Annotated in this window: 15 protein-coding genes; 2 read left to right on the top strand and 13 right to left on the bottom strand. The window is 73.2% G+C overall.

Translation table 11 applies throughout. From position 1 onward, the window contains the following. Positions 1 to 151: 151 nt before the first annotated feature. Positions 152 to 988, bottom strand: a complete 837-nt coding sequence (gene lipB, locus ACIP4Z_RS00670; RefSeq protein WP_401303892.1) for a lipoyl(octanoyl) transferase LipB — start codon at positions 986 to 988, stop codon at positions 152 to 154. Positions 989 to 1,279: 291 nt separating this feature from the next. Here lipB and ACIP4Z_RS00665 point away from each other — a divergent pair, with 291 nt between their 5' ends. After that, positions 1,280 to 2,785 (top strand): regulator, encoded by a 1,506-nt coding sequence (locus tag ACIP4Z_RS00665; RefSeq protein ID WP_401303890.1) that lies wholly within the window; start codon positions 1,280 to 1,282, stop codon positions 2,783 to 2,785. A 649-nt stretch (positions 2,786 to 3,434) separates the two neighbouring features. Here ACIP4Z_RS00665 and ACIP4Z_RS00660 read toward each other — a convergent pair. Together ACIP4Z_RS00660 and ACIP4Z_RS00655 are read right to left on the bottom strand one after the other, a co-directional pair. Continuing rightward, positions 3,435 to 4,730, bottom strand: a complete 1,296-nt coding sequence (locus ACIP4Z_RS00660; RefSeq protein WP_355334343.1) for an NAD(P)/FAD-dependent oxidoreductase — start codon at positions 4,728 to 4,730, stop codon at positions 3,435 to 3,437. 314 nt (positions 4,731 to 5,044) lie between these two features. Continuing rightward, positions 5,045 to 5,938 (bottom strand): TIGR01777 family oxidoreductase, encoded by an 894-nt coding sequence (locus ACIP4Z_RS00655; RefSeq protein ID WP_401303886.1) that lies wholly within the window; start codon positions 5,936 to 5,938, stop codon positions 5,045 to 5,047. Between the two features lie 73 nt (positions 5,939 to 6,011). Between ACIP4Z_RS00655 and ACIP4Z_RS00650 the strand changes: the two genes are divergently transcribed. Further along, positions 6,012 to 6,512 (top strand): GNAT family N-acetyltransferase, encoded by a 501-nt coding sequence (locus ACIP4Z_RS00650; protein WP_401303883.1) that lies wholly within the window; start codon positions 6,012 to 6,014, stop codon positions 6,510 to 6,512. A 141-nt stretch (positions 6,513 to 6,653) separates the two neighbouring features. Here the strand turns inward: ACIP4Z_RS00650 and ACIP4Z_RS00645 are convergent, their stop codons facing one another. The 10 genes from ACIP4Z_RS00645 to ACIP4Z_RS00600 form a co-directional block, all read right to left on the bottom strand. Next, positions 6,654 to 7,166, bottom strand: a complete 513-nt coding sequence (locus ACIP4Z_RS00645; RefSeq protein WP_355334336.1) for a DUF4240 domain-containing protein — start codon at positions 7,164 to 7,166, stop codon at positions 6,654 to 6,656. A 119-nt stretch (positions 7,167 to 7,285) separates the two neighbouring features. Further along, on the bottom strand, positions 7,286 to 8,176 hold the full coding sequence (locus ACIP4Z_RS00640) for a GNAT family N-acetyltransferase (RefSeq protein ID WP_391159838.1): 891 nt from the start codon (positions 8,174 to 8,176) through the stop codon (positions 7,286 to 7,288). Positions 8,177 to 8,624: 448 nt separating this feature from the next. Continuing rightward, on the bottom strand, positions 8,625 to 11,291 hold the full coding sequence (gene aceE, locus ACIP4Z_RS00635) for a pyruvate dehydrogenase (acetyl-transferring), homodimeric type (RefSeq protein WP_391159835.1): 2,667 nt from the start codon (positions 11,289 to 11,291) through the stop codon (positions 8,625 to 8,627). Between the two features lie 226 nt (positions 11,292 to 11,517). Next, positions 11,518 to 12,156 carry a GntR family transcriptional regulator gene (locus ACIP4Z_RS00630; protein ID WP_355334328.1) on the bottom strand — a complete coding sequence of 213 codons (639 nt, stop codon included), beginning with the start codon at positions 12,154 to 12,156 and terminating at the stop codon, positions 11,518 to 11,520. Between the two features lie 162 nt (positions 12,157 to 12,318). Continuing rightward, positions 12,319 to 14,160 (bottom strand): 2-oxoglutarate dehydrogenase, E2 component, dihydrolipoamide succinyltransferase, encoded by a 1,842-nt coding sequence (gene sucB, locus ACIP4Z_RS00625; RefSeq protein WP_401303877.1) that lies wholly within the window; start codon positions 14,158 to 14,160, stop codon positions 12,319 to 12,321. Between the two features lie 51 nt (positions 14,161 to 14,211). Then, positions 14,212 to 15,600 (bottom strand): dihydrolipoyl dehydrogenase, encoded by a 1,389-nt coding sequence (gene lpdA, locus ACIP4Z_RS00620; RefSeq protein ID WP_355334324.1) that lies wholly within the window; start codon positions 15,598 to 15,600, stop codon positions 14,212 to 14,214. A gap of 238 nt (positions 15,601 to 15,838) precedes the next feature. Then, the gene (locus ACIP4Z_RS00615; RefSeq protein WP_355334322.1) at positions 15,839 to 17,344 is read right to left on the bottom strand and encodes a leucyl aminopeptidase; all 1,506 of its coding nucleotides are present in this window, start codon (positions 17,342 to 17,344) and stop codon (positions 15,839 to 15,841) included. A gap of 561 nt (positions 17,345 to 17,905) precedes the next feature. Next, complete coding sequence (locus tag ACIP4Z_RS00610) at positions 17,906 to 18,700, bottom strand: adenosylcobinamide-GDP ribazoletransferase (protein ID WP_401304997.1); 795 nt, start codon at positions 18,698 to 18,700, stop codon at positions 17,906 to 17,908. A gap of 99 nt (positions 18,701 to 18,799) precedes the next feature. Next, entirely contained in the window at positions 18,800 to 19,531 is a 732-nt protein-coding gene (locus ACIP4Z_RS00605; protein WP_391043852.1) for a hypothetical protein, read from the bottom strand. A 46-nt stretch (positions 19,532 to 19,577) separates the two neighbouring features. After that, positions 19,578 to 21,332 (bottom strand): phosphatidylglycerol lysyltransferase domain-containing protein, encoded by a 1,755-nt coding sequence (locus ACIP4Z_RS00600; RefSeq protein WP_355334317.1) that lies wholly within the window; start codon positions 21,330 to 21,332, stop codon positions 19,578 to 19,580. Between the last annotated feature and the right edge of the window lie 44 nt (positions 21,333 to 21,376).

Below are 21,376 nucleotides of genomic sequence, written 5' to 3'. Positions count from 1 at the left end.
AAGCAACCAGCCGTGTCGTAGCCGCATTCCCGGCCGGATACCTGCTACCGCCGAGGCCCGGCGGTACGGCCACCGGCCCCGGCCGTCAGCCCCCGGTTGTACGGCCGGCGATACGGCCCGTGAGCCCCCGTCGTACGGCCCACCGCCCCGGCTATACGGCCCGCGGCAGCGGCACGACCGCGCCCAGGACGTCCGCCAGGTGCCGTTCCAGCACCGGCAGCACCTCGGTGACGCCGATGTCGCGGCCCAGTTCGTTGGAGAGCGAGGTGACGCCCGCGTCGCGGATGCCGCAGGGCACGATCCGGTCGAACCAGGTGTTGTCCGGGTCGCAGTTCATCGCGAAGCCGTGCATCGTCACACCCTTGGCGACGCGGATGCCGATCGCGGCGAGCTTGCGGTCCTCGCGGCGCTGCCCGGCGTTGGAGGGCGCGTACTCGGGGCCGTTCAGTCGCGGGTCGAACTCGCTGGCCTCGCCCCCCTTCGACGAGGAGCCCGCTCCCACCCGCGGGTCGAGGTCGAGGGTCAGGCCGTTGACCGCCGGGCGGTCCGCCACCGGGTCACCGAGCACCCAGACCCCGCTGCGGCCCTCCACGCGCGTGGTCTCCAGACCGAATTCGGCGCAGGTACGGATCAGCGCCTCTTCCAGGCGGCGTACGTGCGCGACCACGTCGACCGGGCGCGGCAGCTTCAGGATCGGGTAGCCGACGAGCTGGCCGGGGCCGTGCCAGGTGATCTTGCCGCCGCGGTCCACGTCGACCACGGGGGTGCCGTCCAGCGGGCGCTCGCTGTCGGTCGTACGGCGTCCCGCCGTGTAGACCGGCGGGTGTTCGAGGAGCAGGCAGGTGTCGGGGATCTCGTCCTCGACGCGTGCGGCGTGCACCCGGCGCTGTTCCTGCCACGCCTCGGTGTACTCGACGGCGTCGGCCCCGAACCCCAGGTGGACGAAGCGCAGCTCGTCCGTCCGCGCGGCGTCCTGCGGAAACCCCATGACCACTCCTCTGCGTGCCCGGCGGTGCTTGTTTCGCGCCTCTGCCACTGTACGGCGGCGGGTCCGTGGGGCCCGAGCGGGGCCGAAGCTTCCCGTCCTGTGGGGGCTGGGCTTGAGGCGGCGCCATAGCACGGTGCCTCCGACCGACCGGGGCGGTTTACCGACCCTTGAGGGTCCTTATCGCCCATTCGGGCGAATAACGAGGTCTTACGGTGAGCTTCCCGGTACCGACCGTTACATTCACGCCGTTCCGGTTACCTCCCCAGTCCCAGGAAGTGGACCGCACTGCCGATGACGGACCGTTCCACGCAGCGAACCCCGACCCGTCCCAACAGCAGACTCGCCTCGTTGATCGCGGAGGCAGGCTTCTCCAACGCGGGGCTCGCCCGCCGGGTCGACCAGCTCGGCATAGAGCACGGCCTCGACCTGCGGTACGACAAGACCTCGGTGACCCGCTGGCTGCGCGGCCAGCAGCCACGCGGCACCACACCCGCGCTGATCGCCGAGGTCTTCACCCAACGGCTCGGCCGCCGGCTCTCCGCCCAGGACCTCGGGCTCGACGCGTGCGCGCCGGTCTACGCGGGCCTCGAATTCGCCGGGTCGCCCGACGAGGCGGTGGACATCGTCAGCGGCCTGTGGCGCAAGGACACCGGCAACCAGACGGAGCTGCGGAAGATCGCCTTCACCGCGGCCGGGCTCGTCGTGCCCAGCCGCGACTGGCTGATCGGCCGCGCCGACGAGAGGGTCGCGCGGGGCGCCGACGCCACGCCGGTACGGGTGCCCGCGCAGAGCCGCGGCCCCGGCCCCCTGGGGCTCCCGCCGTCCGCCGCGCCCGGACCCGCGCCGGGGCCGGGGCTCGCGGCCAAGGCCGGGCCGCCCCGCGCCAAGGTCGGGGCCGGTGACATCGCCGCCCTGCGCGCCGTCGGCGACCTCTTCCGGGGGCTCGACCACGCGTACGGCGGCGGCCACGCCCGCCAGGCCCTCGTCCGTTACCTGGAGCACGAGGCCGAGCCGATGCTGCGCGGCAGTTACGGCGAGGCACTCGGCCGCCGCCTGTTCTCCTCCGTCGCCGACCTCACCCGGCTCGCCGGATGGACGTCGTACGACATCGGCGCGCACGGGCTCGCGCAGCGCTACTTCGTCCAGGCGCTACGGCTCTCGCAGGCCGCGGGGGACCGGGTCTACGGCGGCTACGTGCTCGTCACCATGAGCCGCCAGGCCGTCTACCTCGGGCACGGCCGCGAGGCCGTCCAGCTCGCCCGGGTCGCCCAACAGGGCGTCGGCTCCGGCGCGCCCGCCGTCGTCCAGGCCCTGCTGCACAGTGCCGAGGCGCGCGGGCACGGGCTGCTCGGTGAGATCCGCGCGTGTTCCGCGGCGCTCGCGCGGGCCGAACGCTCGCTCGGGGCGGCCCGCTCCGGTGACGAGGTGCCCTCCTGGGCGCGCTTCTTCGACGAGGCCCAGCTCGCCGACGAGTTCGGGCACTGCCACCGGGACCTCCAACTGCACCGGGCCGCCGCGCAGCACGCCGAGCGCTCCCTCCAGCTCCGCGCCCCCGCGTACGCCCGCAGCCGGCTCTTCTGCCGCACCGTGCTCGCTTCCGCTCGCCTCGGGCTCGGGGAGGTGGACGTCGCCTGTGCTCTCGGCATCGAGGTCATGCAGCAGGCCACCGAGATGCGGTCGGCTCGCGCCGTCGAGTACGTGCGGGACTTCGGGCGGCGCCTCGAGCCGTATCGCGATGCCGCGGCCGTTCGCGCCTTCCGCGAGCGCGCCGTCGCCTTGGGGCTGGTCGCCCCATGACGACCTCCGGTCACGGTCCCTTACCCACCTCCCGCAGGTGGGTCCCCCCCAGGGGCGCGGTCCCCTGACGTTCCCCCCGCCCCGCCGGGGCAGTTCGGTGGCTCCCCGGACCAACCAGCCGGTGGTGGGTTGCTCGCGCAGTTCCTCCCCCAGCCTCCGGCCGGGAGGTGCCCCCAGCGCCCCTGGCGGGGCGGGCCGTCTTTCGTCGGGGCGGTGAGCCGATCCTTTTAGGGGCGCGGGGAACTGCGCGCTCAGCCACGATGCTCCTGCGGGTCACCACCGGCCCCGGCGGGGCAGCTCGGTTGTGTTCGGTCCACCGGGCCGGTGGTGGGTTGCTCGCGCAGTTCCTCGCGCCCCTGGCGGGGCGGGCCGTCTTTCGTCGGGGCGGCGAGCCGATCCTTTTAGGGGCGCGGGGAACTGCGCGCTCAGCCACGATGCTCCTGCGGGTCACCACCGGTCCCGGTGGGGCGGTTCGGTGGCTCCCCGGACCACCAGCCGGTGGTGGGTCGCCCGCGCAGTTCCTCGCGCCCCTGGCGGGGCGACTGTCTTTCGTCGGGGCGGTGAGCCGGTCTTTTGAGGGGCGCGGGGAAGTGCGCGCTCGGCCACTGACGGTGGCGCGGGCGAAGAAGAGGCCCCGGTGGGGCAGGGGCTAGGCGGCCTGGGGGGTGGGGGTGTCGGCGGGGTGGGGGACGGCGTCGCGGAGGATGCTGTGGGCGGCGCGGCGGGCGGAGAGAAGGGCGCCCTGGGGAGTGCTGGTGGTGCGGTGGGCACCGCAGATGTAGAGACCGTCGAGGAGCCGGGCGGGACGCCGCAAATCGTGGGGCGCGGGCATGGCCGGCACGGCCTCGGGATCGTTGTGGACGGCGAGCAGCTCCCACGCGTCGGTGGAGGTCTCGTACAGCTCGGCGAGGTGAGCGCGGACGGTCTTGTCGCCCGCCCCGTCGGGCGGCGGCCCGAGGACGACGGACGTGACGAGGGCGCGCCCGGCCGGCGCCCGGCTCGGGTCGATCTCACTGACCGGGAGAGTGTGCGAGACGGGCCCCATGCGGTCGGCGTCGAGGACGAGCACTGGCTCGCGTACGGGTGGGACGGGCGCCGCGTGGTGCAGGACGGTGACCTCGTGGAAGGACGGCACCCGCAGCCCCGGCAGGAGTTCGGCCGCGGCCCGCGCCCCGGTGGCCACCAGCACGGCCCGGCAGGGCAGTTCGGTGCCGTCCTCGGTCTGCACGCAGTTGACGGCGACCCGCACCGCGCGCGTGCCGAGCCGTACCGCGCCCGGCGGGAGCCCCGCGGCGAGCCGCCGCGGCACGGACGCCGCGCCCGTCGCGGGCAGGCACGTACGGCCGCGGGCGAAGCCGCGCAGCACCAAGTCGGCGCAGCGGCTGGAGGTTTGCAGCTCCGGGTCGCACAACAGGGCGGCCAGCAGCGGCCGTACGAAGCCCTCGACGGTCCGCGGCGCGAAACCGCGTGCGCTCAGCGCCCGCGCGGCGGTCGTCTCGGGGCGGCTGGCGAGCCGTGAGGCGGGCGTCGCGGCAAGGCGGTTGAGGGTGGTGCCGAGCCGGGCCCGGTCCAGCGTGGAGCCGATCGGGGCACGGGCCGAGCCGCGAACGGTACGGGAGCCGCGCGCGTCACCGACCCGGTAACCGCGCCCGTCGGCTCTGACCAGGGCGCCGGGCGCGAGCGGCGCCAGCGGCAGCCCCCGCAGCCCCGGCGTGCGGCGCAGTTCCGGATAGGACGTGTTGAGCAGGTGAGCGCCGCGGTCGAGCCGGAAGCCGTCCACCACGTCGGTGGCCATGCGGCCGCCGACGTGGTCGGCGGCCTCCAGGACGGTGACCGACAGGCCGCCGCCGATGAGTTGATGCGCGGCGGACAGCCCGGATATGCCTGCGCCGATCACGACGACGTCCACGATTCCCGCGACGTCACGGCGTGCTGGTGAGAGCACTGTGCCCCTCCCCGAGGTCGGGTTCGAATCCCCGCTCACGTCGGCGTCACGCCCGAGGCGTCGCAGAACGCTGGTAAAGGTCATGCCCTCATCAAAGCCATCTGATGCCGGGGCAACCCGCCGATTCCAGCCCTTATCCAGCGCTTTTCGGCACCCCCGGCCGAATGTCTCCGGCCCGGTCACCTCTCCGGCCCGGTCACCTCTCCGGCCTGGTCACCTCTCCGGCCGCCGCCCGCGAGCCGCCCCGCCGCCCGTGCGACGCCCCGCCGCCCGCGAGCCGCCCCGCCCCGCCGTCGTAGGCGCCGCGGCAGCGGCTATTCGGCGAGAGCCGCCGTCACGGCCTGCGCGAATTCGGGAAAGGCGAAGCGGAAGCCGGAGTCCAAGAGGCGCTTGGGGCGGACCCGTTGGCTGCCGGTGACGTCCTGGGCCAGTTCGCCGAGGACCAGGCGCAGGACGGACTCCGGGACCGCGGCCACGGTGGGGCGGTGCAGGACGCGCCCCATCTCGGCGGTGATCTCACGGTTGGTCAGCGGCTCGGGCGCGGTGAGGTTGACCGGCCCGGACAGATCGGCCGTGTCCAGCGCGTGGCGAATGGCGGCCACCTCGTCGTGCAGGGCGATGAAGCTCCAGAACTGCCGCCCGTCGCCCAGGCGTCCGCCGAGCCCGGCCTTGAACAGCGGGAACAGCCGCGCCCACGCGCCGCCGCCCTTGGCGACGACCAGACCCGTACGGGGGTGGACGGTACGGATGCCGGCCGCGCGGGCGGGATCGGCCGCGGCCTCCCACTCCTGGCACAGCTCGGCCAGGAAGCCGCTGCCCACCGGGCTGTCCTCATCGACGGCCGTGTCGCCGGTGTCGCCGTAGATGCCGATGGCGCTCGCGCTGACCAGGACCCGAGGCGGGGTGTCGAGCGCGGCGGCGGCCTTGGCGACGGCGCCGGTGCCGAGCACCCGGCTGTCCACCAGCTCCTTCTTGCGGCTGTCGGTCCAGCGGCGGTCGCCGATCCCGGCGCCCGCCAGGTGCACGACGGCCTCGCAGCCCTCGAGACCCGCGGTGTCCACCGTGCCGCGCGCCGGATCCCAGCGCACCTCGGCGGGACCGACGGGCGCGCGCCGCACCAGCCGTACGACGTCGTGGCCGTCCGCGGCGAGCGAGCGGGACAGGGCGGAGCCGATCAGACCGGAGGAACCCGTGACTGCGATACGCATATTCGCATTGTGCCCGCCGACGGCCCGGGACGTCCGATGCCGGCGCGCGGCGCGCCATGACACAGTGACCGGCATGACCTCAGCGACCGTCCGGCCCGCGACCCGCGCCGACGACTCCGCCCTCGCGGCGCTCGACGCCCGTACCTGGTCCCCGCTGCACTCCGTACAGCCAGCCCCGGCGCCCGGCGCCGCCTTCTACGGCTCGCCCGACGGACACCGGTACGTCCTGGTCGCCGAGGCCGAGGGCCGGCTGGCCGGATATCTCAAGCTGGTCCCGCCGACCGCCCTGGCCTGCAACGCGCATGTGCGGCAGATACAGGGTCTGGCCGTCGACACCTGGGCGCGCGGGCGCGGCATCGCGCGCACGCTGATGGACGCCGCCGTCGCCGAGGCGCGGCGGCAGGGCGCCGTCCGGATCACCCTGCGGGTGCTGGGGCACAACGCCCCGGCCCGGCGGCTCTACGAGTCGGTCGGCTTCGCCGTGGAGGGCGTGCTGCCGGGGGAGTTCCTGCTGGACGGCGCCTACGTGGACGACGTCCTGATGGGCCGGGCGGTCGACCTCACGGCGGTCTGAGCCGACAGAACCGAGCCGACAGAACCGAGCCGACGGTGCCCCGTCGACAGAACCGAGCCGACAGAGCCCCGCCGACAGAGCCGAGCCGAGCGACAGAGCCGCGCCGACAGAACCCGACAGAACCGCGCCGCCAGAGCCGGCTCAGCCGAAGCGCGACCACAGCTGCGGATACCGCTCCGCCATCGCCCGCTCGTCGTCCATGTCCAGCGACTCACCCTCCGGCTGCTCCGGCTGCGCGAGTTCGAGGTCCGGCAGCCGGACCCCGGTGAGCTGCTCGTACGCCTCGTCCGCCGCGTAGCCCAGATCCTCCGCGTCGCCGTCCGTCTCCGGGTCGAACTCGGTGACGAGGAAGGCCAGGTCGTCGGGGGCGGCCAGACCGCCCTCGAAGACATGGCGGCCCTGGCCGATCAGCCAGCAGCGGAAGTAGTCGAAGGACTCGTCGTCCGCGCCGCCCAGCATGATGTCGGCGGCGCCCCACAGATCCCAGCGGAAGGCCCGGACGAACCGGGTCTCGAAGTGCCGGGCGAAGTCCACCACGGAGTCCGGGTCGAGCTGGGCCAGCCGCTCGATCAGCAGGTCGGCATGCTCCTCCGGATCGCCGTCCGCCGCCTCTCGCGTACGGTCGACGATCTCCCAGAACTCCGTCTCGTCCATCACTGGTCCAGCTTCCCGGTTGCCGCGCGCACCCGCACGCGGAGTGCCCCGGATGCGCCCGTGTCGTTACGGACTCCATCCGTGCGGGGTGGGTCGCCCACTGTACGAGGTCCGGGGGGTCAGCGCCGACCGAGGGTGAGCTGGTACTCGACCGTGCGGCGCAGCGGCCGGAAGCCGAGCGCCGTGTTGAGGGCCAGCATGTGGCGGTTGTCGTCGGCGTTGTCCGTCTGCACGGCGGTGAGCTGCGGGAATTCCTCCCGTACCCGGCGCAGCATCTCGGCCTTCACCCACAGCCCGAGGCCGTGGCCGCGGTGCGCGGGGAGGACGGCCGTGTCGTACTGCTGGGCGGTGCCCGCGCCCTCCGCCGGGATCACCAGCTCGGTGTAACCGGCGACGGAGCCGTCGAGCGCGTCCACCGCGGCGACCGTCAGCAGTTGCTCGCCGCGCCGGGCGATCACCTCGGCGGCCTCGCGGACCGCGGCCACGTCCCAGCGCACCTCGCCGAAGTCCATGGCACCGGTCGGCATGTCGTCCATGGCGCGCCGGGCGTCCGCGAAGCTCTCGGCGAGCGCGTCGGGGACGACCCCGTCCCAGGACGTCAGCCGGTAGCCGGGGTGCGGGACGTCGGGGAGCTTGTGGATACGGTCGGGTACGTCGTCGAGCGCGAGCCGCTGCCAGGTCAGCCGCAGGACCGGATGGAAGTCGCGGGTGGCCAGAAATCCCTCGTGCGGGGTACCCGCCATGACCTCGGTGACCACGCTGCGGCAGCCCGCCTCGGCCGCGGCCTCGGTCACCGTGGACAGCAGCCGCGAGCCGGTGCCCAGCCGCCGGTAGGCGGGGTGGACGGTCATCCTGACCTCGGCGAGGTGGCTGCGCCCCGGTTCGCTGAACAGCCGCAGGGTCGCGGTGGCCACCGGCTCCTCGTTCGCGTTGCGCACCAGCCACAGCAGCAGCCTGCTGCGGTTCCCCGTCGTCGTCAGCTTCGCCTGGAGGGCGGTGGCGGACAGCACGGGCTCACCTGGCCGGTCGTGTGCGAGAGCGGCCGACTGCACCCGGTGCCAGGCGCGGAAATCCTCGGCGGTCGGAGCCGTCAGAGGGCTGGGATTTGGTGGCATCCGAGGGAACGTAGCCGGTAGCTGTATGCGCCCGCAATCTCTTTCCGGCCAGGACGGGAGCGGGCGCTAGCCGATTCACGCACCTCTCGCGTTCCACCGGGCCGCACCCGTACCGCCGCACATCCCGTACGGTACGGGCCGCGCGCGGTTTCGCGGGCTCTGCGGAGGGCCGCCGCGGCCGGTGGCACGGGGTGACTCGCGGGTGGCCGGAAACGTCTGCTGAAACCTATGAATATTCTCTGAGGCGGATACGGCCGCGCGGGGTGCGAAGGTCCGCGCGCGGCCGTACCAGGGCTGTTCGGGGCGCGGACGGGGCGCGTACCGCGCCCGTCCGCCATCGGCCTTACAGGCCGTACCGCTCGGCGGCCTCCTTGACCGTCTCGGGCTTGATGTCGCCGCGCCGGGCGAGCGCGGCGAGCGCCGCGACCACCAGGGACCGCGGGTCCACCCCGAAGTGGCGGCGGGCCGCGTCGCGGGTGTCGGACAGGCCGAAGCCGTCGGTGCCCACCGACGTCCAGTCCTGCTCCACCCACTGCGCGATCTGGTCGGGCACCGCCCGCATCCAGTCGCTGACCGCGACCACGGGACCCGGCGCGCCTTCCAGCGCCCGCGTCACGTACGGCACCCGCTCCTCGCCGCGCAGCCGGGCCGCGTCGCACTCCAGCGCCTCGCGCCGCAGCTCGGTCCAGGACGGCGCGGACCACACGTCGGCGGCCACACCCCACTCCTGCGCCAGCATCCGCTGCGCGTCCAGCGCCCAGTGGATCGCGGTGCCGGACGCCAGCAGTTGCAGCCTGGCCGCGTCCGCCGCCGGGTCCTGCGCCTGCTGGAAGCGGTAGAGGCCCTTGAGGATGCCGTCCTCGACGCCCTCGGGCATCGCGGGCTGCACCTTCGGCTCGTTGTAGACCGTCAGGTAGTAGAAGACGTCCTCGGCGTCCGGCCCGTACATCCGCCGCAGACCCTCGCGGACGATCACCGCGACCTCGTACGCGAACGCCGGGTCGTACGAGAGCGCCGCCGGGTTGGTGGAGGCGATCAAGTGCGAGTGGCCGTCGGCGTGTTGCAGGCCCTCGCCGGTCATCGTGGTCTTGCCCGCGGTGGCGCCGATCACGAAGCCGCGGCCGAGCTGGTCGGCCAGCGCCCAGAACTGGTCGGCGGTCCGCTGCCAGCCGAACATCGAGTAGAAGATGTAGAACGGGATCATCGGCTCGCCGTGCGTCGCGTACGCGGTCGCGGCGGCCGTGAAGTCGGCGAGCGAACCGGCCTCGGTGATCCCCTCGTTGAGGATCTGACCGTCCTTCGCCTCCTTGTAGTACAGGAGTTGGTCGCGGTCGACCGGGTCGTACGTCTGCCCCTTCGGCGAGTACAGACCCGCGGAGGGGAACAGCGACTCCATGCCGAAGGTGCGGGCCTCGTCGGGGACGATCGGCACCCAGCGGCGGCCGGTCTCCTTCTCCCGCATCAGGTCCTTGACCAGCCGCACGAACGCCATCGTGGTGGCGATCTCCTGCGTGCCAGAACCCTTCTCCAGTGCCTTGTACGCCTTGTCCGGCGGCAGCGGCAGCGGTTTGGCGACCACCTTGCGGGCCGGGGCGAGACCCCCGAGCGCCGCCCGCCGCTCGCGCAGGTACCGCACCTCGGGCGAGTTCTCCCCGGGGTGCCAGTACGGGACCACGTCCGCGTCCAGCGCGCTGTCCGGGATCGGCAGCTCCAACAGGTCGCGCATCGTACGGAACTGAGCGCCCGTCAGCTTCTTCATCTGGTGGTTGGCGTTGCGCGACTCGAAGCCCGCGCCCAGCGTCCAGCCCTTGACGGTCTGCGCCAGGATCACCGTCGGCGCGCCCTTGTGCTCGACGGCCGCGCGGTAGGCCGCGTAGACCTTGCGCGGCTCGTGCCCCGCGCGCGAGCTCTGGAACAGCTCGGTCAGCTTGGCGTCGGTCAGCCGGGCGCCGATCGTGCGCAGCGAGGGGTCCGCGCCGAAGAAGTGCTCGCGCAGATAGGCCGCGTCCCGCGTGGCGTACGTCTGGAACTGCGCGTCCGGGACCTCGCGCAGCCGCTTGAGCAGCGCGCCGTCCACGTCCTGGGCGAGCACGTCGTCCCAGGCCGCGCCCCACAGCGACTTGACCACGTTCCAGCCCGCCGCGCGGAACTGGGACTCCAGCTCCTGCACGATCTTGAAGTTGGGGCGGACCGGGCCGTCGAGCCGCTGGAGATTGCAGTTGATGACGAAGGTGAGGTTGTCCAGGCCCTCGCGGCCGGCCAGCGCCAGGGCGGCGGTCGACTCGGGCTCGTCCATCTCGCCGTCACCGAGGAACGCCCACACGTGGGAGTCCGAGGTGTCCTTGATGCCGCGGTGCTCCAGATAGCGGTTGAACCGCGCCTGGTAGATCGCCGACAGCGGGCCGAGGCCCATCGAGACGGTGGGGAACTCCCACAGCCAGGGCAGCCGCCGCGGGTGCGGGTACGAGGGCAGGCCGTCGCCGTTCGCCTCCTGGCGGAAGCGGTCGAGCTGGCCCTCGGTCAGCCGCCCGTCGAGGAACGCGCGGGCGTAGATGCCGGGGGAGGCGTGGCCCTGGAGATAGAGCTGGTCCCCGCTGCCCGCGCCCTCCTTGCCCCTGAAGAAGTGCTGGAAGCCGGTCTCGTAGAGCCAGGCCGCCGAGGCGAAGGTCGCGATGTGGCCGCCGAGGCCCAGGCGGCTGCCGCGGGTGACCATGGCCGCCGCGTTCCACCGGTTCCACGCGGTGATCCGCGCCTCCAGTGCCTCGTCGCCCGGGTAGGCGGGCTCGGCGGAGGTCGGGATCGTGTTGATGTACTCGGTTTCGAGCAGCGACGGAAGCCCGACGCCCGCCCCGGCGCTTTCCAGGGTGCGACGCATCAGATACGCGGCCCGGTGCGGACCGGCCGCCTTGGCGACCGCCTCCAGCGACGCGAGCCACTCCGAGGTCTCTTCCGGGTCGCGGTCCGGGATCTGGTCGAGCTGGCCCCGCGGGGGGCGTACGTCGTCGGGCATGGGTGCCGCCTTCGAACGGAGGTTGGGGGTGGGGAATGCGCTTGTCGGCACGACAGGGCTGTTCCCCACCGACGACGATACGCCGACGATCGATGATCGATCAATGGCTTCCGGGCCAGTAATTCCAAGACGGCACGGGGTGCCAGACCTTAAGGCACGGGGTGCCTCGGCCTTGTGGCCTTGCATGTCACGGAAACCGCCGGCCGCCGGGGCCGCGGGGATGTCGTCAGACCTGGGGAGCGCAGCTCAGGACGTGGGACTTGATGAGACCGCAGATGTCCGGGTCGCGGCGTACGAAGGCGTCGACTATGTCCTGGTGCTCGGCCGCGTACGGGCGGGGCTCCGGGCTCAGCCAGCGGATGGACAGCGTCGTCCAGACCTCGATGCCCAGCGACTCCCAGGCGTGCAGCAGCACCGCGTTGTCGGCCGCGCGCACCAGCTCGTGGTGGAAGGCGACGGTGTGCCTGACCTGGGCCTCGCTGTCCAGGGCTGCGTCGGCGTCGCGCAGGGCGGCCACCTCGCGCTCGAGGGCGGCGGGGTCGGCGGCGAGCCGGGCCGCGGCCAGTTCCGCGGCGACCTGTTCGAGCCCGGCGCGCACCGGATAGCTCTCCTTGAGGTCGGCGGCGGTCAGGCTCCGTACGCGTACGCCCTTGTTCGGCGCGGACTCGATCAGCCGCAGCGTCTCCAGCTCCCGCAGCGCCTCCCGCACCGGCGTCTGGCTGACCTGGAGCTCCACCGCGATCCGGCGCTCCACGATCCGCTCGCCCGGCTTCCAGCGCCCGCTCACGATGCCTTCGAGGATGTGCTCCCGGATCTGCTCACGCAGGCTGTGGACGACCAGGTGCTGGACGACGGCAGGGGCCATGGGGCGCTCCTTCACGGTTTGCGTGACATAGACGATACGACCAGGAAGCGGCGCTGCCTCCCCGCAGGCCGCTGCGGGGGCCCGCCGGGACGCGAAGGAGCCCCCGTCCCGGAAGAGGGACGGGGGCTCCTTCGTACACGCCGTACAGGCCCGTGTGCGGCCTTACAGGCCCAGCTCGACCTCGAACTCGCCCGCTTCGAGGATCTCCTTGACCGCCGTCAGGTAACGGGCGGCGTCCGCGCCGTCCACCAGCCGGTGGTCGTAGGAGAGCGCCAGGTACGTCATGTCCCGGACGCCGATGACCGTGCCGTCGGGGGTCTCGACGACCACCGGGCGCTTGACGGTCGCGCCGACACCGAGGATGGCGGCCTGGTTCGGCGGCACGATGACCGTGTCGAACAGCGCGCCGCGCGAACCGGTGTTGCTGATCGTGAAGGTCGCGCCCGCCAGGTCGTCCGGGGTGATCTTGCTGGCCCGCACGTTGCCCGCGAGCTCCGCGGTCTTCTTGGCGATACCGGCGATGTTGAGGTCGCCCGCACCCTTGATGACCGGGGTCATCAGACCGCGCTCGGAGTCCACCGCGATCCCGATGTTCTCGGAGTCGAAGTAGGTGATCGTGCCCTCGTCCTCGTTGATCCGGGCGTTGATGACCGGGTGGGCCTTCAGCGCCTGGGCCGCCGCCTTGACGAAGAACGGCATCGGGGACAGCTTCACGCCCTCACGGGCCGCGAAGGCGTCCTTCGCCGCGTTGCGCAGCCGCATCACGCGGGTCAGGTCCACCTCGACGACGCTGGTGAGCTGCGCCTGCGAGTGCAGGGCCTTCATCATGTTGTCGCCGATGACCTTGCGCATCCGGGTCATCTTGACCGTCTGGCCGCGCAGCGGCGACACCGAGGGCGCCGCCTTCTGGGCCGCGGCGGGCGCCGGCTTCGACGCGGCGGCCTTGGCGGCCTCCGCGGCGGAGATGACGTCCTGCTTGCGGATGCGGCCGCCGACGCCGGTGCCGCGCACCGAGCCGAGGTCCACGCCGCTCTCCGAGGCGAGCTTGCGGACCAGCGGGGTGACGTAGGCGCCGTCGTCACCGCTGGTGGCGACGGGAGCCGGGGCGGCCGGGGCCACCGGAGCGGGCGCCGGAGCCGGAGCGGCGGGCGCGGGCGCGGCGGGCGCGGGAGCCGGTGCGGCGGCGACAGGCGCGGGGGCCGGTGCCGGAGCGGCCGGAGCGGCCGGTGCGGGAGCCGGTGCGGCGGGGGCGGGAGCCGCGGGGGCCGGAGCCGGAGTCGGGGCGGGTGCCTCGGCGGGAGCCGGGGCCGCGGGCGCGGGTGCCGCGGCCGGGGCGGCACCAGCGGCGCCGACCACGGCCAGCTTCGCGCCGACCTCCGCGGTCTCGTCCTCCTGGACCAGGATCTCCAGCAGGGTGCCCGCCACCGGCGACGGGATCTCGGTGTCGACCTTGTCGGTCGAGACCTCCAGCAGCGGCTCGTCGGCCTCGACGCTCTCGCCGACGGCCTTCAGCCAACGGGTCACGGTGCCCTCGGTGACGGACTCACCGAGCGCGGGCAGGACGACGTCGGTACCGCTCGCGCCGCCGCCACCGCTGGCCGCCTCGGCGGTCGGGGCGGGCGCGGGCGCCGCCTGCTCGGTGGACGGAGCCGCCTGAGCGGGCTCGGGAGCCGCAGGTGCCTGGGCGGGCTCGGGAGCCGCGGGCGCCTGGGCGGGCTCGGGCTCGGCCGCCGCAGCCGGGGCAGCCGCGGGCGCGCCGCCGCCGCTGCCGTCGTCGATGACGGCCAGCTCGGCGCCGACCTCGACCGTCTCGTCCTCGGCGACCTTGATGGACGCGAGCACGCCGGACGCGGGGGAGGGGATCTCGGTGTCGACCTTGTCGGTCGAGACCTCGAGCAGCGGCTCGTCGGCCTCGACGCGCTCGCCCTCGGCCTTCAGCCAGCGGGTGACAGTGCCCTCGGTCACGCTCTCGCCGAGCGCCGGCAGGGTTACGGAAACCGCCATGGTTGCGGTTACTCCTAACGATCTGTGCGGATGGGGTGGCGTGGAGGAGGGTCAGTCGTGCGAGTGCAGCGGCTTGCCCGCGAGGGCCAGGTGGGCCTCGCCGAGCGCCTCGCTCTGGGTCGGGTGCGCGTGGATGAGCTGCGCGACCTCGGCGGGCAGCGCCTCCCAGTTGTAGATGAGCTGGGCCTCGCCCACCTGCTCACCCATCCGGTCACCGACCATGTGGACGCCGACGACGGCGCCGTCGCGCACCTGGACGAGCTTGACCTCGCCGGACGTCTTGAGGATCTTGCTCTTGCCGTTGCCCGCCAGGTTGTACTTCAGCGTGACGACCTTGTCCGCGCCGTACAGCTCCTTGGCCTTCGCCTCGGTGATGCCGACGGAGGCGACCTCCGGGTGGCAGTACGTGACGCGCGGGACACCGTCGTAGTCGATCGGCACGGTCTTGAGACCGGCCAGCCGCTCCGCCACGAGGATGCCCTCGGCGAAGCCGACGTGCGCGAGCTGGAGCGTCGGGACCAGGTCGCCGACGGCCGAGATCGTCGGCACGTTGGTGCGCATGTACTCGTCGACCAGGACATAGCCGCGGTCCATCGCGACGCCCTGCTCCTCGTACCCCAGGCCCTGCGAGACCGGGCCGCGGCCGATGGCGACCAGCAGCACCTCGGCCTCGAAGGTCTTGCCGTCCGCCAGGGTGACCTTCACACCGCTGTCGGTGTACTCGGCGCTCTGGAAGAAGGTGCCCAGGTTGAACTTGATGCCGCGCTTGCGGAAGGCGCGCTCCAGCAGCTTGGAGCTGTTCTCCTCCTCGACCGGCACCAGGTGCGGCAGACCCTCGACGATGGTCACGTCGGTGCCGAAGGACTTCCACGCCGAGGCGAACTCGACGCCGATCACGCCGCCGCCCAGGATGATCGCCGACTGCGGCACCCGGTCCAGGACCAGCGCGTGGTCGGAGGAGATGATCCGGTCGCCGTCGATGGTCAGGCCCGGCAGCGACTTCGGTACGGAACCGGTCGCGAGCAGGACGTGCCGGCCCTGGATCCGCTGGCCGTTCACATCGACCGAGGTGGGGGAGGACAGCTTCCCCTCGCCCTCGATGTACGTCACCTTGCGCGAGGCCACCAGGCCCTGGAGGCCCTTGTACAGGCCCGCGATCACATCGTCCTTGTACTTGTGGACGGCCGCGATGTCGATGCCCTCGAAGGTGGCCTTCACGCCGAACTGCTCGCTCTCGCGAGCCTGGTCCGCGATCTCACCGGCGTGCAGCAGCGCCTTGGTGGGAATGCAGCCGTTGTGCAGACAGGTGCCCCCGAGCTTGTTCTTCTCGATCAGGGCGACGTCCAGTCCCAGTTGCGCGGCACGCAGCGCGGCTGCGTAGCCGCCACTGCCGCCGCCGAGGATCACTAGGTCGAAAACAGTGCTGGCGTCGTTCGCCACGTCACGTCCTCCATGCATGGGTTCGCCGGAGCCGGTCCACCATGACCGGGCGGCGGCTTTGGTTCGGCCGCTTTGTCTAAAAGGGGGCCCTGTCGTGCCGAACCACATCTTCGCACTTGTTCGCGGCGGACGGGTCATCGGCCTGTGGGGTGAGACCCGTCGAATACGGCCCCGGACGCGCCGTCCGGGGCCGTAAGTGACCTATCTCACCTGTTCGGAGCAGGGTGCGGCGCGGCGGTCAGAGGAGATCGCCGTCCGCGGCCTGGTGGGCCAGGCTGAGCAGGGTGCGGACCGCGGTGCCGGTGCCGCCCTTGGGGGTGTAGCCGAAGGGCGCGCCCTCGTGGAAGGCGGGGCCCGCGATGTCGAGGTGGGCCCAGGTGATGCCCTCGCCGACGAACTCCTTCAGGAACAGCCCCGCGATCAGGCCGCCGCCCGGCCGCACACCCATGTTGGCGATGTCGGCGGTGGGGGAGTCGAAGGTCTTGCGCAGCTCCTTGGGGAGCGGCATCGGCCAGGAGTCCTCGCCCGCGGCCAGCGCCGCGGTGTGGATCCGGGTACGGAAGCCGTCGTCGTTCGACATGATGCCGAACCGGCCCTCGCCCAGCGCCAGCACCATCGCGCCGGTCAGCGTCGCCACGTCGACGATCGCGTCCGGGGCCTCCTCGGAGGCGCGGGCCAGCGCGTCGGCCAGCACCAGACGGCCCTCGGCATCGGTGTTCAGCACCTCCACCGTCGTGCCGCTGTACATCTTCAGCACGTCGCCGGGGCGCGTGGCGCCGCCGCCCGGCATGTTCTCGGCCAGCGCGAGCCAGCCGGTCACATTGACCTCGAGGCCGAGCTTCGCGGTCGCCACGACCGCGGCGAACACCGCGGCGGCGCCGCTCATGTCGCACTTCATCGTCTCGTTGTGCCCCGGCGGCTTCAGCGAGATGCCGCCCGAGTCGTACGTGATGCCCTTGCCGACGAAGGCGAGGGTACGGGTCGCCTTGGCGTGGGTGTACGCCACCCGGACCAGCCGCGGCGGCGTCGCCGAGCCCTGGCCGACGCCGAGGATGCCGCCGTAGCCGCCCTTGGCCAGCGCCTTCTCGTCCAGCACCTCGACCTTGAGGCCGTGCTCCTTGCCCGCCGCCTGTACGGCGGCGGCGAACGCCTTCGGGTTCAGGTCGTTGGGCGGGGTGTTGATCAGGTCGCGCGCCCGGTTCACCTCGGCGCCCACCGCGACGGCGCGGGCCGCCGCGGCCTTGTGCGCCTTGTCGCGCGGCTTGGCACCGGTCACGGCGACCTCGCCGAGCGTGCCCTTGCCGTTCTCGGCCTGGTACGTGGTGAACGCGTACGCGCCCAGCAGCGCGCCGGTGGCGACCGCTTCCAGGTCCGCCGGGTCGGCGGCGGGCAGCGCGAACGCCGCCTTCTTCGCGCCGCCGAGCGCGCGGGCGGCGACGCCCGCGGCCCTGCGCAGCGCCTCGGCGTCGAAGCCGGTGCCGTCCTCGGGGGTGTCGCCGAGGCCGACCGCGACCACCACCGCGGACTTCAGGCCCGCGGGTGCCGGGAGCTTGGTCACCTCGCCGTCCGCACCCGAGGCGCCCAGCGTCTCCAGTACGGCGGCCAGCTTTCCGTCGAACGCCTTGTCCACCGCCTCCGCCCCCGGTGCGACCTTGGGGCCCTTGGCCCCTTTGGTCACGCCCACGACGACGGCGTCCGCACGCAACGCTGCGGCGGAGGAGGTACTGAGTGTCAGAGCAGTCACGGTGGAGGGGGTCCTATTCGGTCGAGGTCCTGTGCTGCGGCCGGTTGGTTGGCCCGGCCCGGCCCGGGGCATCGTATTCCGCCACATCAGCGGGGCGGCACGCGCCCGTTGCCCAATCCCCGACCCTACGCCTGCGGCGCGCTCCCCCACCCACCCCTCTCCCGCCACTCCTCCCCGCCCCCCACCTGCCGCCGCGTGCGCGCGCTCACCCACGACGCTTCGGCAGGTCATGACCCGCCTCGGCGGGGCAGTTCGGTTGTCCCCGGATCACCCGCCGGTGGGGGCTGATCGCGCAGTTCCCCGCGCCCCTTCGGGGCACGTCCTGGGCGAGGCGTCGCGTGGCGCAGGGCGGTGCGCCGAGTTTTTTGGGGGCGCGGGGAACTGCGCGACAAGCCACGATGCTCCCGCGGGTCACCGCACGCCCCGGGGGGCAGTTCGGTTGTCGCCGGGCCACCGGCCGGTGGGGGGTTGCTCGCGCAGTTCCTCGCGCCCCTTCGGGGCACGTCCTGGGTCAGGGGTGCGGGGAACGCTGTCGCGGGTCACCGCACGGCCCGGAGGGGGTCAGCGCAGGGCCAGGAGGAGGAGGGAGGTGGTGGTGGCGGTTTCGCAGAGGGCGCCGAAAACGTCGCCGGTGGTGCCGCCGAGGCGGCGGACGGCGTGGCGGAGGAGGAGTTCGGCGCAGAGGAGGGCGAGGGCGGCGGAGAGGCCGGCGCGGAGGGGGGTGAGGCCGCCGAAGGGGAGGCCGGCGGCGCAGGCGAGGGCGCAGCAGAGGACGCCGGCCGACCAGGCCCCCCGCAGGGACACGCCGGAGGCGACGGCGGCGCCGAGGCCGCCGGGCCGGGCGGCGCGTACACCCGTACGGCAGGCGAGCGTCATGGCGGCGCGGCCGAGGACGGCGGACAGCACGGCGGCGGTGCAGCCGTAACGCCAGCCGTGCGCGTAACAGGAGGCGAGGGCGGCGGTCTGGGCGAGCAGGACCAGCACGAGGGTGAGGACGCCGAAGGGCCCGATGTCGGACTGCTTCATGACGCGCAGCGCCCCCTCGGCGGGCAGCCCGCTGCCGAGACCGTCGGCGGTGTCGGCGAGCCCGTCCAGGTGCAGGCCGCGAGTGGCGACGGCGGGCACGGCGACCGCCCCGACGGCGGCGAGCAGCGGGCTCGCGCCGAGTGCGGTCAGGACGCCGCCGCCGAGCGCGGCGCCGAGACCGACGACGGCGCCGACCAGCGGCGCGGCCAGCATCCCGCCGCGCGCCGCCGCCCGGTCCCAGCGCGTCACCGTCACCGGCAGCACGCTGAGCGTGCCGAAGGCGAAGCGCAGGGCGTCGCCGACGGTCGCCCTGCCGCCGGGCTCGGGCAAAGGCTCGGGCGAGGGCCCGGACACGGGTTCGGGTTCGGGTTCGGGTTCGGGTTCGGTCACCGCGTGAGGCTATCGCGCCAGTTCAGCGTGGTCGCGGGCTCAGCGCACCAGGTCGGCGTGGTCGTCGCCGCCGTCCCCCGAGGGGCCGTCCCCGGAGGAATCGGTACGGCGCCGCCGCCGCGCCCACCAGGTCTCGACGGCGAAGAGCAGCAGGACGGCGATGATCGCGGTCAGGTGCTCGTAACCGGCGAGATTGGCGAGGGCGAGCACCTCGATGACCATGGACATGGCCACGGCCGCCGCCGTCCACCAGGCGTGGTACCGGCAGGCGACGTACACCCCGAGCGCGACGACCGCGGCGGAGGGCCCGGTGTCGCGGCCGATGAGTTCGACTACGGGCAGCCCGAGGAAGCCGTCGGGGCCGACCCAGTACGAGTAGCGGGCGAAGGTCGTGCCGGCCAGCGTCGTGTACAGCGCGATGGCCAGCGTCCGGCGCGCGCCCAGCGTCGTCTCGGCGATCCCGAAGACCACCACGACCTGGATGACAAGTCCCCAGATCGGCAGCGTCGGATCGGGGATGAACAGCGACAGGGGCGTGCGCAGCAGCGCCTTCCACCACGGCAGGGTGCAGTAGATGCCGCCGAGCCGGTCCACCCAGTCGCTCGGCCCCTGCGCGTGCTGGACGAGCTGGAGGCAGAGGATGCCCACGCAGGACCACAGCGTCAGCGGAATCGCCCGCAGCCCGCGCGCCCAGAGCCGGTCGCGTACGTCGTACGCCATCTGCCCCCACTCGGCGCGCGCGAACTCCCGCACCTTGTCGGACGCGCTCACCGCGCCTCCGCGGGGCCGGGCCCCCCGGCGGCCCGCGCGGGGCCCCTCACTTGGCGGTGAACCGTTCTCTGCGGCGCAGTGGCGACGGCATTCTGGGCGCTTCGAGGAAACCCTCGGCGCGGGCGCCCGCGATACCGATCCGGGGCAGTTCGCTGGACTTGCCGAAGAGCAGATAGCGGGGCTCCCAGATCGGGCGGAATTTGGCGTTCGCCCGGTACAACGACTCGATCTGCCACCAGCGCGAGAAGAACGTCAGCAGCGACCGCCACACCCGCAGGACGGGCCCCGCGCCGAGCCGTGAGCCGCGCTCGAAGACCGACCGGAACATCGCGAAGTTCAGCGAGATCTGCTCCACGCCGACCTCGTCCGCCCGCTGGACGAGTTCGATCACCATGTACTCGATCAGCCCGTTGTCCGCGCCCCGGTCACGCCGCATCAGGTCAAGCGACAGCCCGCGCGGACCCCACGGCACCAGGCTCAGCAGCGCCCTGGGCACGCCGTCGCCGTCGTGGCACTCGACCATCACGCACTGCCCGTCGCCCGCGTCGCCCAGCCGCCCCAGCGCCATCGAGAAGCCGCGCTCGGTGCCGCCGTCCCGCCACCGGTCGGCCCGCTCCAGCAGCGCCGCCATCTCCGCGGCCGGGATGTCGGCGTGCCTGCGGATGCGTACGGTGCAGCCGGAGCGCGCGACCCGGTTGTACGCCTGCCGGACCGTCCGCATCGCGCGGCCCTCAAGGGTGAACTCGGCGGTGTCCACGATGGCTTCGTCGCCCAGCTCCAGCGCGTCCAGGCCGTGCCGGGCGTAGACCGTACCGGCCTCCTCGCTCGCGCCCATCACGGCGGGCACCCACGCGTGCCCCGCCGCCTCCGCCAGCCACGCCTCGATGGCGCCGGGCCACGCCTCGGGGTCGCCGATCGGGTCGCCGGACGCCAGCGAGACACCGCCCACCACCCGGTAGGCGATGGCCGACTTGCCGCTGGGCGACCAGATGACGCTCTTGTCGCGGCGCAGCGCGAAGTAGCCGAGCGAGTCGCGGTCGCCGTGCCGGTCGAGCAGGCCGCGCAGCCGCTCCTCGTCCGCCGGGCACAGCAGCGCCCGGCCGCGCGGCGAGCGGAAGGCGACGAAGAGCACGAGCAGGAAGAGCAGGGCGCTCATGGCGTTGATGACGACGTCCACCCAGCCGGGCGTGGAGATGGTCAGCGAGCCGCTGTCGTCCGGCACCAGGGACACCAGCCGCAGGACGGCGTAGCCGAGGCAGTCGCCGAAGCCCGCGCCCTGGTCGTCGTTGGTGACCGTGACCAGCGCGGTGCCGAGCAGCGCGGCCAGCGGCAGACCGGCGGCGGCCACCAGGGCCGCGTCCCGCGGGTTGGCGGGGTCGCCCTTCGCCCGGAACTCGCCGCGGCCGACGAGCAGCGCCGCCAGGAAGGCGGCGGTGAGCGCCAGCGAGATCCAGTTCTGCGCGTGCCGGTGGATGTCGGGCCACACCATGCTGACCGACAGCGCGGCCAGGAACAGCCCGCACAGCACGAGGTTGAGGATCCACGCGGCGCGCTTGCGGCGGCGCATGGTGACGGCCAGGAAGAGGGCGAAGGCGCCGGAGGTGAAGCCCGCGCTCAGCAGGTACGGGGTGAAGTAGTCCTCGACGTTGTGGCGGCGGATGTCCTGGCCGAAGGAGACCCAGACGGCGCCGAGGAGATTCACGCACGCGACGGTGCGCAGGTAGCGGACGGCGAAGGTGGCCGCGCGTCCCGGACACGCGTGAGGGCGCGGCTGTGTGCTGGTGGTGCTGCCCGTTCCCATAGGAGGGGATTTTATGACGTAATGCCCGATTTGGGGTCGCGCCG

It is taken from the genome of Streptomyces sp. NPDC088910, assembly GCF_044749865.1.
In the GTDB taxonomy this organism is placed as follows: domain Bacteria; phylum Actinomycetota; class Actinomycetes; order Streptomycetales; family Streptomycetaceae; genus Actinacidiphila.
This window is presented reverse-complemented; position numbering and strand designations above follow the sequence as displayed.

Bases quoted from the DNA above. Each gene is read 5' to 3' on its own strand.
- ACIP4Z_RS00645 (WP_355334336.1), bottom strand. From the start codon at position 7,166: ATGGACGAGACGGAGTTCTGGGAGATCGTCGACCGTACGCGAGAGGCG.
- lipB (WP_401303892.1), bottom strand. From the start codon at position 988: ATGGGGTTTCCGCAGGACGCCGCGCGGACGGACGAGCTGCGCTTCGTC.
- ACIP4Z_RS00630 (WP_355334328.1), bottom strand. From the start codon at position 12,156: ATGGCCCCTGCCGTCGTCCAGCACCTGGTCGTCCACAGCCTGCGTGAG.
- sucB (WP_401303877.1), bottom strand. From the start codon at position 14,160: ATGGCGGTTTCCGTAACCCTGCCGGCGCTCGGCGAGAGCGTGACCGAG.
- ACIP4Z_RS00655 (WP_401303886.1), bottom strand. From the start codon at position 5,938: ATGCGTATCGCAGTCACGGGTTCCTCCGGTCTGATCGGCTCCGCCCTG.
- ACIP4Z_RS00665 (WP_401303890.1), top strand. From the start codon at position 1,280: ATGACGGACCGTTCCACGCAGCGAACCCCGACCCGTCCCAACAGCAGA.
- ACIP4Z_RS00600 (WP_355334317.1), bottom strand. From the start codon at position 21,332: ATGGGAACGGGCAGCACCACCAGCACACAGCCGCGCCCTCACGCGTGT.
- ACIP4Z_RS00650 (WP_401303883.1), top strand. From the start codon at position 6,012: ATGACCTCAGCGACCGTCCGGCCCGCGACCCGCGCCGACGACTCCGCC.
- aceE (WP_391159835.1), bottom strand. From the start codon at position 11,291: ATGCCCGACGACGTACGCCCCCCGCGGGGCCAGCTCGACCAGATCCCG.